This is a genomic window from Nocardia sp. NPDC004340, from assembly GCF_053602575.1.
This window is the reverse complement of record NZ_JBSGDW010000005.1, coordinates 540695-555164: the sequence shown is the minus strand read 5'-3', so window position 1 is coordinate 555164 and position 14470 is coordinate 540695. Positions and strand designations below refer to the sequence as shown.

Annotated in this window: 13 protein-coding genes; 9 read left to right on the top strand and 4 right to left on the bottom strand. The window is 68.2% G+C overall.

Annotated features, from left to right (window positions below; translation table 11 throughout):
- The first annotated feature begins 21 nt into the window (after positions 1–21).
- The 5 genes from ACWEOI_RS23595 (at position 22) to ACWEOI_RS23575 (ending at position 4766) form a co-directional block, all read left to right on the top strand.
- Positions 22–432 carry a hotdog fold thioesterase gene (locus ACWEOI_RS23595; RefSeq protein ID WP_433667062.1) on the top strand — a complete coding sequence of 137 codons (411 nt, stop codon included), beginning with the start codon at positions 22–24 and terminating at the stop codon, positions 430–432.
- Positions 433–521: 89 nt separating this feature from the next.
- On the top strand, positions 522–758 hold the full coding sequence (locus tag ACWEOI_RS23590) for a hypothetical protein (protein WP_452361012.1): 237 nt from the start codon (positions 522–524) through the stop codon (positions 756–758).
- A gap of 694 nt (positions 759–1452) precedes the next feature.
- On the top strand, positions 1453–2271 hold the full coding sequence (locus ACWEOI_RS23585; protein WP_452361011.1) for a hypothetical protein: 819 nt from the start codon (positions 1453–1455) through the stop codon (positions 2269–2271).
- A gap of 54 nt (positions 2272–2325) precedes the next feature.
- Positions 2326–3549, top strand: a complete 1224-nt coding sequence (locus tag ACWEOI_RS23580; RefSeq protein ID WP_433667065.1) for an AAA family ATPase — start codon at positions 2326–2328, stop codon at positions 3547–3549.
- Positions 3546–4766 (top strand): vWA domain-containing protein, encoded by a 1221-nt coding sequence (locus ACWEOI_RS23575; protein ID WP_433667066.1) that lies wholly within the window; start codon positions 3546–3548, stop codon positions 4764–4766. The genes ACWEOI_RS23580 and ACWEOI_RS23575 overlap by 4 nt, the downstream gene beginning before the upstream one ends.
- Positions 4767–4812: 46 nt before the next feature.
- Here the strand turns inward: ACWEOI_RS23575 and ACWEOI_RS23570 are convergent, their stop codons facing one another.
- The 4 genes from ACWEOI_RS23570 to ACWEOI_RS23555 form a co-directional block, all read right to left on the bottom strand.
- Complete coding sequence (locus ACWEOI_RS23570) at positions 4813–5520, bottom strand: cation transporter (protein ID WP_452361010.1); 708 nt, start codon at positions 5518–5520, stop codon at positions 4813–4815.
- Positions 5520–5864 carry an ArsR/SmtB family transcription factor gene (locus ACWEOI_RS23565; RefSeq protein ID WP_452361009.1) on the bottom strand — a complete coding sequence of 115 codons (345 nt, stop codon included), beginning with the start codon at positions 5862–5864 and terminating at the stop codon, positions 5520–5522. Before ACWEOI_RS23565 ends, ACWEOI_RS23570 begins: the two co-directional genes overlap by 1 nt.
- Positions 5865–5924: 60 nt before the next feature.
- The gene (locus tag ACWEOI_RS23560; RefSeq protein ID WP_452361008.1) at positions 5925–7343 is read right to left on the bottom strand and encodes an MFS transporter; all 1419 of its coding nucleotides are present in this window, start codon (positions 7341–7343) and stop codon (positions 5925–5927) included.
- A gap of 101 nt (positions 7344–7444) precedes the next feature.
- Positions 7445–8908, bottom strand: a complete 1464-nt coding sequence (locus tag ACWEOI_RS23555) for an MFS transporter (RefSeq protein WP_452361007.1) — start codon at positions 8906–8908, stop codon at positions 7445–7447.
- A 171-nt stretch (positions 8909–9079) separates the two neighbouring features.
- Between ACWEOI_RS23555 and ACWEOI_RS23550 the strand changes: the two genes are divergently transcribed.
- From ACWEOI_RS23550 to ACWEOI_RS23535, 4 genes are all read left to right on the top strand, one after another.
- Positions 9080–9916: an NAD(P)H-binding protein gene (locus ACWEOI_RS23550; protein ID WP_452361006.1), complete on the top strand. Its 837-nt coding sequence runs from the start codon at positions 9080–9082 to the stop codon at positions 9914–9916.
- 249 nt (positions 9917–10165) lie between these two features.
- The gene (locus tag ACWEOI_RS23545) at positions 10166–10645 is read left to right on the top strand and encodes a hypothetical protein (protein ID WP_433667072.1); all 480 of its coding nucleotides are present in this window, start codon (positions 10166–10168) and stop codon (positions 10643–10645) included.
- Between the two features lie 70 nt (positions 10646–10715).
- A complete protein-coding gene (locus ACWEOI_RS23540) occupies positions 10716–10949 on the top strand; it encodes a hypothetical protein (RefSeq protein WP_083869469.1) in 234 nt (77 codons plus the stop codon).
- A 142-nt stretch (positions 10950–11091) separates the two neighbouring features.
- On the top strand, positions 11092–14337 hold the full coding sequence (locus ACWEOI_RS23535) for a protein kinase domain-containing protein (protein ID WP_452361005.1): 3246 nt from the start codon (positions 11092–11094) through the stop codon (positions 14335–14337).
- Positions 14338–14470 lie beyond the last annotated feature (133 nt).

The window sequence follows — 14470 nt, the reverse complement described above, 5'->3', positions numbered from 1 at the left end:
GCGGCGGGCACAGTCGATCCCATGACCGACATCTCCGCCGACCCGATCGGCCCCCAGTTGTTCGCCACCATGCCGTTCACCGAGAGCCTCGGCGTGCAGGTTCTCGACTGCGGCCCGGAACTCGTGCGCAGCCGGCTGCCTTGGCGCGAGAACCTGTGCACGCTGGGCGGTTCCCTGCACGGCGGCGCGCTGATGGCGCTGGCCGACGCCACCGCGGCGGTGTGCGCGTACCTGAATCTCCCGGCGGGCAAGCAGGGTACGACCACCGTGGAGTCGAAAACGAACTTCGTGCGCGCCCTGCGGTCCGGTCACGCCACCGCCACCGCCACGCCGCTGCACACCGGCCGGAGCTTCATCGTCGTGGAGACCGAGATCCGCGATGACGCGGGCGCTCTCGTCGCCAAGGTGACCCAGACCCAGGCGGTGCTCTAGCCCGGCTGTCGACGCGATGCCCCCAAAGTTGCGGTCGTTCCAAACGGAACGACCGCAACTACTGTTCGTCCCGTCGAAAGGGACCCTCCGTGAACCGATTCATCGCCGCAGCCTCCACCAGCACACTTCTCGCCCTCGGCCCGTTGGCCGCCACCGCCGCCGCGGCGCCCGAGCCCGCCACCCCCGTCGCCGACAGCGGCTCCGCCTCGGGCTCGGGCACTTTGGTCGGCCTCGGACTCCAGACGCTGTTGTGCCAGCTGAAGGGCGGCACCATGACCAGCTCCGCCGCCGAGACCGCTCCCCCGTCCCACTGCACCGTCATCTGATCCCGAGTGGATGCCGATCACTCCTCGATCCGGCCGGGTGGCCCGGATCGGGGTGGGGCGTTATGATCGGCTCGATGATTACTCATTCCAATCCACGATTGGGGGTCTCGTTCGCTTCTGGTGAGTGCTGATGCACCCATCCACCGCGAACGGGACGACTTCCCGACATTCATTCTGGCTGCGCGTGCGGGAGCTCGCCGTGCCGCCCTCCATGATCGAGACCGCTACCACTCGGCGTCGTGCCGGGGATTGGGCTGGGGCTTGTGCCGCAGCGGGTTTCGATGTGGATATCGATCTGCGGGCCGTGGCCCGCGTCCATGGGCGAGGGCTTGCCGCTCGCGTTCGAGACGATCTGCGAAGTCTGGCACCGGATCTGCTGCGCTGGCATCTGCCCCGGGTCGCTCCTGACGGATTGCTGCGGCCCGGGCTGACGATGTCGCTGGCTCGGTACGGCGGCGACGAGTACGGAAGTGGCTGCGGCGGAGCCGATTCGGTTCATCTGGTGGTGCGGACCGCTCCCGCGTGGGCAGATGCCGGTCAGCGGGTGAGTCTCGCGCTGTGGGACGGATCCGGTGACCGGGACGTGGGCACCTTGCATCCGCATCCCCGTCCGGACCGGCGGTATCGGCTCGATCTTCATCGCCACCTGTGGGATTCGCTTCGTAGCGACGAGCTCCGAATACGTTCCGGGGCAGTGCGACTCGACAGCCCGAACGAAATCGAGACCCAACTCTCGGGCGCGGCCCCACCCGGTTGCGCCGTGGACCGGTGGGCCGACGAGGCCGGGATTCTGCTGCGCGCCGAAGGGAATACCGGCGGCCAGGTGCTCGTGCGGGCCGGGGTTCGGCGGCGGATCGTTCTCGAATTGTATTCGCACGCAGGTGATCCGCCCGATGTGCGAATCGCCGAGCGATATCCACGCGGCGAGATGTCCGGGCTACCTGTGCTGCCCGATGCCGCGACCTGGGTGCTGCCCGATCTGGAGTTGTTGCGCGCGGGTGCGATCACGGCCGATCGGCTGCATCCACTGGTCGCGTCGGCGCTGGAGCCGGGCCATTCGAGGTCCGAAACCTCCGGTGGCACAGGTCAGGACGGTCGGACGCTGTTGGTGGAGTGCCGCGGCGAGCTGCATCGGGTGGCACTGGTGGACGGGGTGCTGACTGCCCTGGATCACGCTCCCGCCGAGGTCCGGCGGGAGGAGCTGCTGGTCGCCCTGACCGGCACTCCCCTGCCGTGTCTGCAGGCGATCGACCGGGCGCACCGGCAACCGGACTGGCTGTCCGATGTCCGGGAACGGTTGATGCACGGCGACACCGCCGGTGCACTGACCGTTGTCGAGCGCGCTCTGGGTCCCGACGCGTTGCTCCGCGAGGGCGCGCTGCGCGACGAGCTGGAGGCGGCCGCGCGGCAACGGATCACCTACGGCCTGTTCCGATCCGGCCTGTCCAAGCCGTTCCCTTGCATTCCTCGGCCGACGCACCGCGCCCATCCACGAAACGCGACCTCCCGCTGATCCCCGGCCGTCGCGCCTTTCCCCATTCCTCTGAACTCCCAAGGTGATTCACGCATGTCTACTGAAGCCCATTCCGACTCCCAACTCGCCATCGCGGGCGACCTGCTGACCCTGCTGGGCGATGTCGCCACCGAGCCCCGGCCCAATCTTCAGCTCGAAGCCCTCACCCTGGCCGTGGCCGCCGACCTGCCGGTTCTCCTGTGGGGCGAGCCGGGCATCGGCAAAACCGCGGCCCTGACCCAACTCTCGGACGCCCTCGACCTCCCGCTGACCACGGTGATCGCCAGCGTGCACGAACCGTCGGACTTCTCGGGCCTGCCGATCATCGGCGACGATCCCGCCACCCAGGGTGTCCCCATGGCCCCGCCGGAGTGGGCGGTCCGCCTGGTGCGCGCCGGGCGTGGCCTGCTGTTCCTGGACGAGCTGTCCACCGCGCCGCCCGCCGTCCAGGCCGCCCTGCTCCGCCTGGTGCTGGAACGCCGGATCGGCACCCTGCGACTGCCGCCGGGCGTCCGGATCGTGGCCGCCGCCAACCCGCGGTCCTCGGCGGCCGACGGCTGGGAGTTGAGCCCGCCGCTGGCCAACCGTTTCGTCCACCTGAACTGGGTGCACGACCATGAGGTGGTGGTGCGCGGTCTCGGCGGGACGTGGCCGTACGCGACGCTGCCCACGCTCGATCCCGAGAAGTTCCCGGAGGCAGTCGATTTCGCCCGTCGCGCGGTGTGCGGCCTGCTCTCGGGCCGCCCGAAGCTCGTGCACCAGCTGCCCAGCAGCGAGGCTCGTCGGGGCGGCGCGTGGCCGTCGCCGCGCAGTTGGGAGATGACGGTGCGGCTCATCGCCTTCGCCACCGCCGCGGGGGCCGGCCGTGACGTGCTGTCGCTGCTGGTCCGTGGCTCGGTCGGCGACGGCCCCGGGTTCGAGCTGCTCACCAGCATCGACCGCATGGATCTCCCGGATCCCGAGCTGTTGCTCGCCGATCCCGACGCCGCCGACCTGCCGACCCGCGGCGACCTACGGCAGGCGGCGCTCGACGCCGTGGTGGCGGCCGTGCGCAGCCGCCGCACCAAGGCCCGCTGGGACGCCGCCTGGGCGCTGCTGGCGAAGGCCGCCGAAACCGGCGCTCCCGACCTGGTGGTCGTTCCGGCCACCACCCTCGCGAGTCTGCGCCACGAAACCTGGGACGTGCCCGCCTCGATCGAGCGCCTCACCGGCATGGTCTCGGTCTCCCAGGGCGCGGACCGCGCCGCCGCCCGCGTCACCGCGCAGGTGGGCCGATGACCCCGATCCTGGACTCCGAGAAGCTCTTCGCCGCCCGCCTGCTGGCCGTCCGCGCCCGGCCCTACCTGGCCACGGCCCTCTACGCCCTGAATATCGTCGAATCCCGCCGGGTCCCCACCATGGCCGTCGACCGCTACTGGCGCTGCTACGTCTCCCCCGCCTTCGTCGACCACACCCCAGTCGAGAATCTGGCGTCGATTCTCGTGCACGAGGTTTCCCATCTCCTCCGCGACCACCACGGCCGCAGCGATCGTTTCGCCCAGGCCCACAACCTGTCCGGCCCCGCCGAACGCCTCCGCATGAACATCGCCGCCGACGCCGAGATCAACGACGACGCGTTCGGCGACGGCCTGATCCAGCCCGAGGACGCGGTCACCCCGGCCACCCTCGGGCTGTCCCCGGGCGAGCTCATGGAGGACTACCTCCACCAGTTCCGGCTCACCGTCGACGCCCAGCACCTGGCCTGGCTCGACTGCGGCAGCGGCGCCGACGGTCTCGACCGCGAGTGGGATCTGGGCCCGGGCGATGCCGACGGCTTGACCGACCAGCAACGGGACGCCGTCAAATTCCGTGTCGCCCAAGGTATTGTCGGCCAGCCCGGCGACGCCCCCGAAGGCTGGCGTCGTTGGGCCGACCGCGCCCTCCACCCACCCCAGCCCTGGCGAGATCTCCTCGGCGCGGCCCTCCGCTCCGCCGCCTCCGCGCCCGGCCTCGGCGCAACCCACACCTACTCGCGACCGTCACGCCGCGCCACCGCCCTCCCCCGAACCATTCTCCCGACCCTGCGCCGCACCCCACCCCGCGTCACCGTCATCATCGACACCTCGGGCTCGGTGAGCGACACCGAACTGGGCAGCGCCCTAGTGGAAACCGCCGCCATAGCCCGGACTCTGGGCGGCCGAAAGGACCTCCTGACCGTCATCTCCTGCGATGCCGCGGCGCACATCGCGGGCCCGTTCTGCCAGTCCGAGAGCATTCCGTTGATCGGCGGTGGCGGCACCGACCTCTGTGCGGGTTTCGCCAAAGCCGCACGCGCCCAACCCCGCCCGGATGTCCTGGTGGTCCTCACCGACGGCCAAACCCCCTGGCCCAAGCAGTGTCCGTCCGCTCGAACCGTGGTCGGACTCTTCCGCCGCCCCATCACCTGGACCGCGGACGACACGGGCTTCGTCCCCGACAAGCCCCCATCGTGGGCCCGTGTCGTCGAGATCGGCTGACATTCGTGGCGGCGGCAGGTCGAACAACGCCGCCGCGCAATCGGATTCAGTCCTCGCAGCAGTCGCACTCACGGTCCGCCGCTCGGGCGCCTGCTCCGAGCGCGGCCGGGGACGGGCAGCAGGTGTCACCGCGCCACGCGTTGACACCTTCCTTCACCGCGATGACGGCGATGACGAGAGCGGCGATCGGGTCGGCCCACGACCAGCCGAACGCAGTGTTGACCACCAGTCCGACCAGCAATACCGCGGACAGATAGGTGCACAGCAGCGTCTGCTTCGAATCGGCCACCGCGGAGGCCGACCCGAGTTCCCGCCCGGCCCGGCGCTGCGCCCACGACAGCACCGGCATCACCGCCAGACTCACCGCCGCCAGCGCGATCCCGATCGGCGAGTGCCGAGCCTCCCCCGCACCGGCCAGCCCGCGCACCGAGTCGACCGTGACGTACGCGGCCAGCGCGAAGAACGAGAACGCGATGATCCGCAACGCGGTCCGCTCCCGCCGCTCCGGATCCCGGCCCGCGAACTGCCACGCGACCGCCGCGGCCGAGGACACTTCGATCACCGAGTCCAGACCGAACCCGATCAACGCCGTCGACGACGCCCGAGCGCCCTCACTCAGCGCGACGATCGCCTCGACCACGTTGTAGCCGATGGTCGCCGCCACGAACCAGCGAATCCGACTCGCCAGCAGCGCCCTCCGCTCCGCCGAAGGCCCCACCACCCCAGCGGACGGCATCCCCAGCGACGCCGACATCAACAGCACCCCTCGGCCTCGGCCGCCGCACAACACGCGGGATCGACCGCCAACACCAGCCCGGTCAGATCATCCAGCGCCCGCCCGATCCGCGCATCCGCCAACTCATACCGCGCCCGCCGCCCCTCCGGCACCGCGACGACGAGTCCGCAACCCCGCAGGCACGCAAGATGATTCGACAGAATCTGCCGAGACACCCCGATCCGCTCCGCCAACTCCGACGGATAACTCGGCTCCCGCCGCAAACTCAGCAGAATCTGGGTCCGCGTCGGATCCGACAAAGCATGCCCGAACCGGGCAAGCGCATCACGGTGCAGCAGGGCGTCCACACCCTGACAGTACATCAGAATCTGTATTCAGAAAATGATGAACCATTCGAGGAGCCGCCCATTCGGCAACCTGTCTCACGAACCGGTCGAGGCACGCCGCGCCGTGATGCCGAGCGCGGTCAGCACACTGAGCAGAGCCACCGACGCGATCGCCCACCATGAGTGCGTGAACCTGTCGAGCGAGTCACCCTCGGAGGCGGTGAGCGTGCCGAGCAGGGCGACCAGCATGGCGACACCGAGGACGTAGCCGAGCTGGCGGCTGGTGTTCACGATGCCGCTGCCGGTCGAGACCCGGGCGGGCGGCAGATCCACCGTGGCGGAGGCCAGCAGGCTGGGCAACGAGAAGCCGACGCCCACACCGATGATCAACCAACCGGGCAGTACCTGGGTCAGGTAGTCGACCTCGGTCCGGGCACTCAGAGCCAAGACCAACGCGCCCAGGAAAACCAACGAATTACCCAGGGCTACAAGATAACCGGCCGACCAGCCGCGCCCGGTCAGGCGCTGCCCCACCGCGGCGAACACAGGCACCATCAGCGGGCCGGGAGCCACCGCGAGCCCGGTGGCCAGGGCGCTGTACCCCGCGCCACCCTCGAGCCGTAGCACGACGCTGGGCAGCACCGCACCGAAGGCGGTGCAGAACAGCAGGGCGGTCACATTGGCCCAGAAGAAGGTTCGAACCTTCATCAGGGCCGGATCGATGATGGGCGACGCGTGGGTGAGCACTCGGGCGATCACCAGCGCCGCGGCAATGGCGGCCGCCGCGAAGGCGATGAGCGTCGAACTCCCCGACCAACCCCATTCCTGGCCCTTCACCAGCGCGAGCGCCAGCGCGCCTAGTCCGATGGCGAGAATCAGCGCGCCCAGTAGATCCGGAATCCGTTCCACCGTCTCGCCTTTGGTATCCGGCAGCAGTGCCAGCGCGCCGATGAGCGCGATCACGCCGACCGGCACATTGACCAGGAACACCCACTGCCACGACACCTTCACCAGCGCACCCCCGATCACCGGCCCGATCGCGGCGGCGAGGGAGGTCGAGGTGGCCCAGATCTTCACCGCCCCGGCGCGCCGTTCCACCGGCAGCACGGTCAGCAGCAGCCCCAGGCTGGTCGGCGTCAGCACCGCGGCGCCGGCGGCCTGCAATACCCGGAATCCGATGAGCCACCACAAGGTCGGGGCGAGCGCGCACGCCACGCTGGCGAGCGTGAAAACCGCGAGGCCGATGAGGAATCCCCGCTTGCGCCCGAACCGATCGGCCAGCCGCCCGGCGGGAATCAGCAGCGCGGCATACACGATCGTGTACCCATTCAGGACCCAGCTCAGATCCGACAATGTCGACCCGGGATAGCCCTCCCCGATCGCCTCGAAGGCGACATTGACGATGAAGGTATCGAGCATCGCCATGAAGGCCGCCGAACACAGCACCAGCAGAACGAGATCCGAACGATTCCGCGTCTGTTGCGCAGCAGAATCCACCTGACTTGTTTCAACCATAGTTAGATACCGTAGATGCTGACTATGGTTGCATCAAGTCAGGTGACTGAACGAAGGCCCGCCCCGACGGATGCCGGGGCGGGCCTATGGGCAATGCGCGATCAGTGCGGTTGCGCGGCGGCCTGTTTCGGCAGGCCGTACACCACCGCGAAGGAAGCCACGGTGAGCGCGATCGCCACCCCGGTGACGGCGCGGATGGCGGTCACCGCGACCGCCGGGCCGTCGCCGAGCGCGAAGCCGCTGAAGAACACCGTGCCGAGAATGGCAACACCGAGCGCCGCCGCGCCCTGCTGGAAGGACTCCAGCAGCCCCGAGGCCGAACCGATTTCGTGATCATCGAGCTCGCCGACGATGATGCCGAACAGCGGCACGAAGATCATGCCCATCCCGAGCCCGTACGCCAGCAGCGCCGGGGCCAGAGCGAGCGCGGTCGGCGTTGCTGCCGAACTGAACTGGCAGAACAGGGCGATCAGGCCGAGCAGCATCCCGCCCAGGCCCAGGTGCAGCACCTTGCGGCCGAGCTTGGGCGCCAGGCCCGCGCTGACTCCGGACCCGAGAAACGCGCCGATTGCCCAGGGCGCCATGGTCAAACTGGCCCGCAGCGCGCTGAAGCCGAGACCCATTTGCAGGAACAGCCCGACCGCCAGCGAGAATCCGCCGACGCCGCCGAAGAACACAGTGATGAAGCCGATGCCGGAGGTGTAGGAACGCTTGGCGAACACACTGGTCTCGATGAGCGCGGCCTGCCCGGCGCGGGAGCGGCGCACCTGATCCCGGGCGAACAGTCCGAGTACCGGAATGGACGCGATCGCCATGGCGATCATCCAGCTCGGCCACCCGGCCGCGCGCCCCTCGACCAGCGGGTACAGCAGCATGCCCAAACCGGCGCCGGCCACGATCGCACCGCGCAGGTCCAAGGTCAGACCCGGCAGCGGGGCGGCGGCGGGCAGGATCCACGCGCCCAATGCCAGCGCCACCACGCCCAGCGGCAGGTTCATCAGGAAGATGGCACGCCACCCGCTGCCGAGCAGGTCGGCGTCGATGAGCAGTCCCGCGACGATCGGCCCGGCGATGGTGGCGACGCCGATGAGCGGCCCGAAAGCCGCGTAGGCCTTACCGAATTCGCGTCCGAACAGATCGCGGATGAGACCGAAGCACTGCGGCACCATGACCGCCGCGAACAAGCCCTGCACCACCCGTCCGGCCAGCAGCAGTTCGATGGACCCGGCGGCCCCGCACAGCAGCGACGCGATCAGGAATCCGGCGAGCCCGATCATGAGCACCCGCTTGCGCCCGTACATGTCGCCGAGCCGCCCGCCGGTCAGCAGCCCGATCGCCATGGCCAGGGTGTATCCCGCGCTGAGCCACTGCACGGTCGCCACCGACCCGCCGAGCTCGCCGCGAATGGCGGGCGCGGCCACGTTCACGATGGTGGCGTCCAGCAGATTCAGCAGGGTCGCGGCCAGGATGGCGAGCAGCCCCCACCACCGCCGCGGCAACGGTCCGGCGGAATCGGTTGTGATCGTGGAGGTTTCGAGGGGCGGATGGTCGACCGTGACGGTCATGGCTGTCTCCTGACGCCGATGCCTAATCAGAACGGAATGATCTGTTCCGTTCCAGTGAAGCAGAGGGCTCCGCTCGGATCAAGCGTGAAATTGAATTGGAATAGAACATTCCGTTCTGATACTGTCGCCGCATGCGACCGACCCGGGTCGCTGATCCGAAGGGAAGAACCCATGTACCTCGTCGTCGGCGCCACCGCTCACTTCGGCCGTCAGTCCGTGGACGCCCTGCTGACCGCGGGCCTGCCGGTACGGGCTCTGACCCGCCGCCCCGAGACCGCCGGGCTGCCCGCGGCCGCACAGGTGACCGCAGGCGACCTCACCTCCGAAGACGCTCTGGCCGAAGCGGTTTCAGGCGTCGAGGCGATCTTCCTGGTGCTCCCCTACGGCATGGAGGTCGCTCCCCTGCTGGCCGCCGCCCGCCGCGCCGGAGTGCGGCGCATCGTCTTCCTGTCCTCGGGCGCGGTGGTCGACGGCGCGCAGGCCCAGCCCGACGTGATCGCCCGGTACCACCGCGACGTCGAAGCCGCGATCGAGGCGTCCGGCATCGAATGGACGTTCCTGCGCCTGCTGTTCCCGGCCATCAACTCCCTGACCTTCGCCATGCAGCTGGCCGGCGGCGACGTCATCCGCGCCGCCTACGGCCAGGCCGCCGCGTCGGTGGTCCACGAGAACGATGTGGCCGAGGTGGCCGCCGCGGTACTGCCCGGCGGCCACGCCGGAATGACCTACGACCTGACCGGCCCGCAGTCCCTCACCCAGACCGAGCAGGTCGGGATCCTGGCCGCGGCCCTCGACCGTCCCCTCACCTTCGAGGAACTCGACGACGCCCCGGTGCGCGCCCAGATGGCCCAGTTCATGGACCCGGCCTTCATCAACGCCCTGTTCGACCTGATGGCCGAAACCGTCGGCAAGCCCGCCGCACTCAATACCGTCATCGAAGACCTCACCGGCCACGCTCCCCGCACCTACGCCGACTGGGCAGCCGACCACCTCGCTGACTTCTCCTGAGCGACACGCGCAGCGACGCGCGGTTCGATGCGGTGAAAATCGCATCTTGGGTTCCTTGATGGCAAGGTGCTCGATCACGGCGCCCTGGTGAATGGACCGGCGTCGCTGCGCTTGCGGATGTCGGCCTTGCCGATCCGGCGATCGCGTGATCGATCGTCATCGCACCGCCGATCTCGATGCACGCAGAAATCACTCGATGCACATGCAGGAATCAGATGCACATGCAGGAATCAACAGTGAGGAGGGCTAGTGACGAGCAAGGTGGTTCAGCGGGCCGGCATGGTCGGCAGGCTGGGTTTCGCGGGTGTGGTGGCCGGTGCGTTGGTTCTGGAACAGCACGCCGTCGCGCACGCCGCCGAGACGACCACGTTCCAACTCCCGCTGCTGGAGGTATCCCAATCATGGGGTGTCCCAGCATCATTCACGATCTTCCTGACGGCGACCGTCGGCAACGAACCCGGAGTCACCACCTTCGGTGTCGCCAACCCGCCGCCGTTCGACGGCAAGCACCCGCTCGATTCGCCCGCCCGGATCTGGTGGGCGAACCTGTCGACCGGAGCGGCGGGCATCGTCGACATGGACGTTCGCGAGACCGCGGAGCAGCCCTGCGACTGCGCCCCGGTCCCGGTGTCGGTGAACACCGGACCGGGCCGGATCGCCGCGATCGTGACCGCCGGCGGCGTCGCCGCCAACGTGTCCTCGGGACTCGGAACGTTCACCACTCCTTGAGCCCCTGGTGAGGGGCACATAAGCCGGAACCCGGAACACCGGACCGGCCCCACGGAGTAGCGTGCGGTCAATGAGCGCATGCGAGGTTTGCGGTAACGATTACGCCATGCCGATCGTCGTCGAAGCTCAGGGAGTGCGGCACGTCTTCGACTGCTTCGAATGTGCGATCCACCGTATGGCACCCATCTGCGAGCACTGCAATTGCAAGATCATCGGACACGGCGTGGAGTCCGAGGGCAGATTCTTCTGCTGCGTGCACTGCGCCGTGTCCGAGGGTGCCATAGGCCTGGTCGACCACATCTGAAACGGGCGGTCCGGAATGCCGAACACCCCTGCGGTGCTTCGGCATTTCGGACTGCGCACCGTGGCGGTTGTGGGGCGGGCGGGGCAAAGGGCCACAGGGATACCCTGGCAAGTGGCCGCTGAGTACGAGGCACGAGCACGCGATGGCCGAAAGCGATCAATTCCAGACACAGCGTGATGCGGGTAGCGATGTCATCACGGAACTGCACGCTGCCGGTTTCGACGATGCGGAAGAGATCGGCCGCGGCGGGTTCGGCCAGGTATATCGGTGTACCGAGCTCGCTGTGGACCGTACGGTCGCGGTGAAGGTGCTCACCGGTGAGCTCGACGATGATCGGGAACGTTTCCTCCGCGAGCAGCGCGCGATGGGGCAGCTGACCGGGCACCCCAATATCGCCGACATGCTGGAGGTGGGTCAGACCTCGGGCGACCTTCCATACCTGGTGATGCCCTACTACTCGCGCGGCTCCCTCGATGCCCGTATCCGGCGAGACGGCCCACTGTCGCTGCCAGACGTACTGCACCTGGCGGTGAGGATCGCCGGGGCGCTGGAAACGGCGCATCGGGCGGACGTGCTGCATCGCGACATCAAGCCGGGGAACATTCTGCTGACCGACTACGGCGAACCGGTGTTGACCGACTTCGGGATCGCCCATATCGCCGGCGGGTTCGAGACCGCGACCGGCATGATCACCGGTTCACCGGCGTTCACCGCGCCCGAGATACTCGGCGGGGAAGCCCCGAGCCGGGCCTCGGATGTTTACGGGCTCGGCGCTACCCTGTTCTGCGCCCTGACCGGTCACGTCGCCTTCGAACGCCGTAGCGGCGAGCAACTTCTCGCGCACTTCGTGCGAATCACCGAGCAACCGATCCCGGATCTGCGCGAGAGCGGCATCCCCGACGACCTGTCCGCGGTGATCGAGGCGGCGATGGCACGCGACCCGCAAGACCGACCGACCGCCGTGGAATTGGGTCGGCGACTCCAGGAGATCGAGCGCGAGCACGGATTCGCCGTAGACACGATGGCCCTGCCGGCCGAACCCGGAGCCGCCCGTCCATCGGCGGTGTCGTCGATGCCCGCGGTGGGGAACGGCATCGGAAATCTCCCACTCGAGCTCACCAGCTTCGTCGGTCGGCGGATCCAGGTGACCGAGGTCAAGAATCTGCTGGCCGGGTCGCGCCTGGTGACGCTGACCGGCATGGGCGGAGTCGGCAAATCACGGCTCGCACTGCACGTCGCCGGCAAAGTGAAGCACAATTTCGCCGACGGCGTCTGGGTCGTCGAGTTGGGTGATCTGCGCGATGAAACACTGCTGGTCGACGTGGTGGCCGCCACCCTCGGCCTACGGAATCAGAGCCCGCGCCCCATGCTCGAGGTCATGGCGGAACTGCTGTCCGAACGCACTCTGCTGCTGATCCTGAACAACTGCGAGCAGGTGATCGAGGCCGTCACGAAGCTGACCAAGTCACTACTGCAGACCTGCCCACAGCTGCGGATTCTGACAACCAGCCGCGAGGCCTTGAACGTAGGCGGGGAATCGGTATTCGCGGTGCCGCCCTTGGGGATTCCCGACGTGACGGACAAGCCGTCGGCGCGTGCACGCTACGACGCGCTGGCCTTGTTCGCCGACCGCGCCGCCGCAGCCGCACCGGGGTTCGAGATCACCGATGACAACAGGCACACCATCGCTCGCATCTGCGCACGGCTCGACGGCCTGCCGCTGGCGATCGAGCTGGCCGCGGCCCGCCTGATGACGATGTCGCCCGCGCAGATCCTGTCCCGGCTCGACGACCGATACTCCTTACTGACCGGCGGCAGCCGTGTTGCCCCGAAGCGGCAGCAGACCTTGCGGTGGTGCATCGGCTGGAGCTACGACCTGTGCACCCCGGTCGAGCAGCGGCTGTGGAACCAGCTGTCGGTGTTCACCGGCGGGTTCGAACTCGATGCCGCCGAACAGGTCTGCGACCTGACCGAGGCGGAATTACACGACGGGCTGTCCGGGCTGATGGACAAGTCGATTCTGATCCGCAAGGAAACCGACGGCACGATTCGCTTCCGAATGCTCGAAACAGTCCAGGAATACGGCCGGGAGCGGGCCGTGGAAAGCGGACGGCACCTCGAATACGTTCGGCGGAATCGAGATTGGTACGAGCAGCTGGCGCTCCGAGCAGCGGCGGAATTCGTCGGCCCGCACCAGCTGCAGTGGGTTGCCCGATTGGAAAGGGAACTACCCAATCTGCGCGACGCACTGGAACTCAGCGTGAGCGAGTCGAACGATGCCGCACTGCGGATCGCCTCCGCTCTCTTCCCTCTGTGGACAACGCGCGGACGGCTCAGCGAGGGGCGCCACTGGTGCGAGCGTGCCCTCGACCATACGACCGGCGCGCCGACCGCCGACCGGGCCAAGAGCCTCTACGACGCAATCACGCTGGCAGGGTTCCAGGGTGACCTGTCGGCCGCCGCCGACAGAATCACGCAGCTCGAGCTCCTGGCCGAGCGGACCGACGAGCCGCTGGTCAGAACCTTGTGCAGGCATGTCGAGGCAATCACCTGGCTCGAGGGCGGTGACGATGATCGGGCTCGCGCAGAAACCGTGCTCACCGAGGCCGTCGACACCTACGAGGCATCCGGGAACCTCTGGCTGCAGTTGGATGCCCTGATTGCGCTCGGATGGGCCTACGCCCTGCAGGGGGACGCCGCGCAAGCTCTCGCGTACCTCGACAAAGCACTCACGATCTCCGAATCCACCGGTGAGATGATGCTTCGTCCGTGGGAGTTGTGGGCAGCGGGATTCGCCGTGTGGCGAGGACATGAACCCGACCGCGCTGCGCACCTGCTGCAGGACGGGATTCGAACGGCCCGGCTGGCCGCGGACCCTCTCATCATCGGTACCTGTGTGGAGACGCTGGCCTGGATCGCGGCCGAGCAGCACCACGTCCGGCGCGCCGCTGTCCTGCTGGGTGCCGCCGATTCGCTGGGCCGTCTTGCCGGCGGCTCCACGGCCACGCTGCGCGCTTTGCTCGCCTACCGTGAGAAATGCACCAAATGCAGCCGCGAAGCACTCGGAGAGCAAGCATTCGAGGCGGCTCACCAAGAAGGCACCGCGATGACTGTCGATGCCGCGATGGAATTCGCGCTCGAGGAACGAGCCAAAGCGGTTGAACCGGAACCCCATTCGGAAGGTGACCTGACCAAACGAGAGCGTCAGGTTGCCGATCTCGTTGCGCAGGGTCTGACCAACAAGGCAATCGCCGCCCGGCTGACGATCTCACCACGCACAGCCGATGGGCACGTGGAACACATCCTGACCAAACTGGGATTCACCTCGCGCGCACAGATTGCCGCCTGGGCCGCCCAGCACGGAGACAACCGCTCGTTCGGCATCTGAGACCGCAGATCGATTGCGAAGTCGTCCTTCGGTTTCGGGGGAGATTGTCTGCTGGTGAAGGAGTGCTGTGGGGCGGGCGGGGCTCGAACCCGCGACCAATGGATTATGAGATCAATCGCTGTCGGCTCTGTGC

Excerpts from the sequence above, each read along its gene's own strand:
- ACWEOI_RS23595 (WP_433667062.1), top strand. The coding sequence starts at position 22 with ATGACCGACATCTCCGCCGACCCGATCGGCCCCCAGTTGTTCGCCACC.
- ACWEOI_RS23580 (WP_433667065.1), top strand. The coding sequence starts at position 2,326 with ATGTCTACTGAAGCCCATTCCGACTCCCAACTCGCCATCGCGGGCGAC.
- ACWEOI_RS23575 (WP_433667066.1), top strand. The coding sequence starts at position 3,546 with ATGACCCCGATCCTGGACTCCGAGAAGCTCTTCGCCGCCCGCCTGCTG.
- ACWEOI_RS23570 (WP_452361010.1), bottom strand. The coding sequence starts at position 5,520 with ATGTCGGCGTCGCTGGGGATGCCGTCCGCTGGGGTGGTGGGGCCTTCG.
- ACWEOI_RS23565 (WP_452361009.1), bottom strand. The coding sequence starts at position 5,864 with ATGTACTGTCAGGGTGTGGACGCCCTGCTGCACCGTGATGCGCTTGCC.
- ACWEOI_RS23560 (WP_452361008.1), bottom strand. The coding sequence starts at position 7,343 with ATGGTTGAAACAAGTCAGGTGGATTCTGCTGCGCAACAGACGCGGAAT.
- ACWEOI_RS23555 (WP_452361007.1), bottom strand. The coding sequence starts at position 8,908 with ATGACCGTCACGGTCGACCATCCGCCCCTCGAAACCTCCACGATCACA.
- ACWEOI_RS23550 (WP_452361006.1), top strand. The coding sequence starts at position 9,080 with ATGTACCTCGTCGTCGGCGCCACCGCTCACTTCGGCCGTCAGTCCGTG.
- ACWEOI_RS23540 (WP_083869469.1), top strand. The coding sequence starts at position 10,716 with ATGAGCGCATGCGAGGTTTGCGGTAACGATTACGCCATGCCGATCGTC.
- ACWEOI_RS23535 (WP_452361005.1), top strand. The coding sequence starts at position 11,092 with ATGGCCGAAAGCGATCAATTCCAGACACAGCGTGATGCGGGTAGCGAT.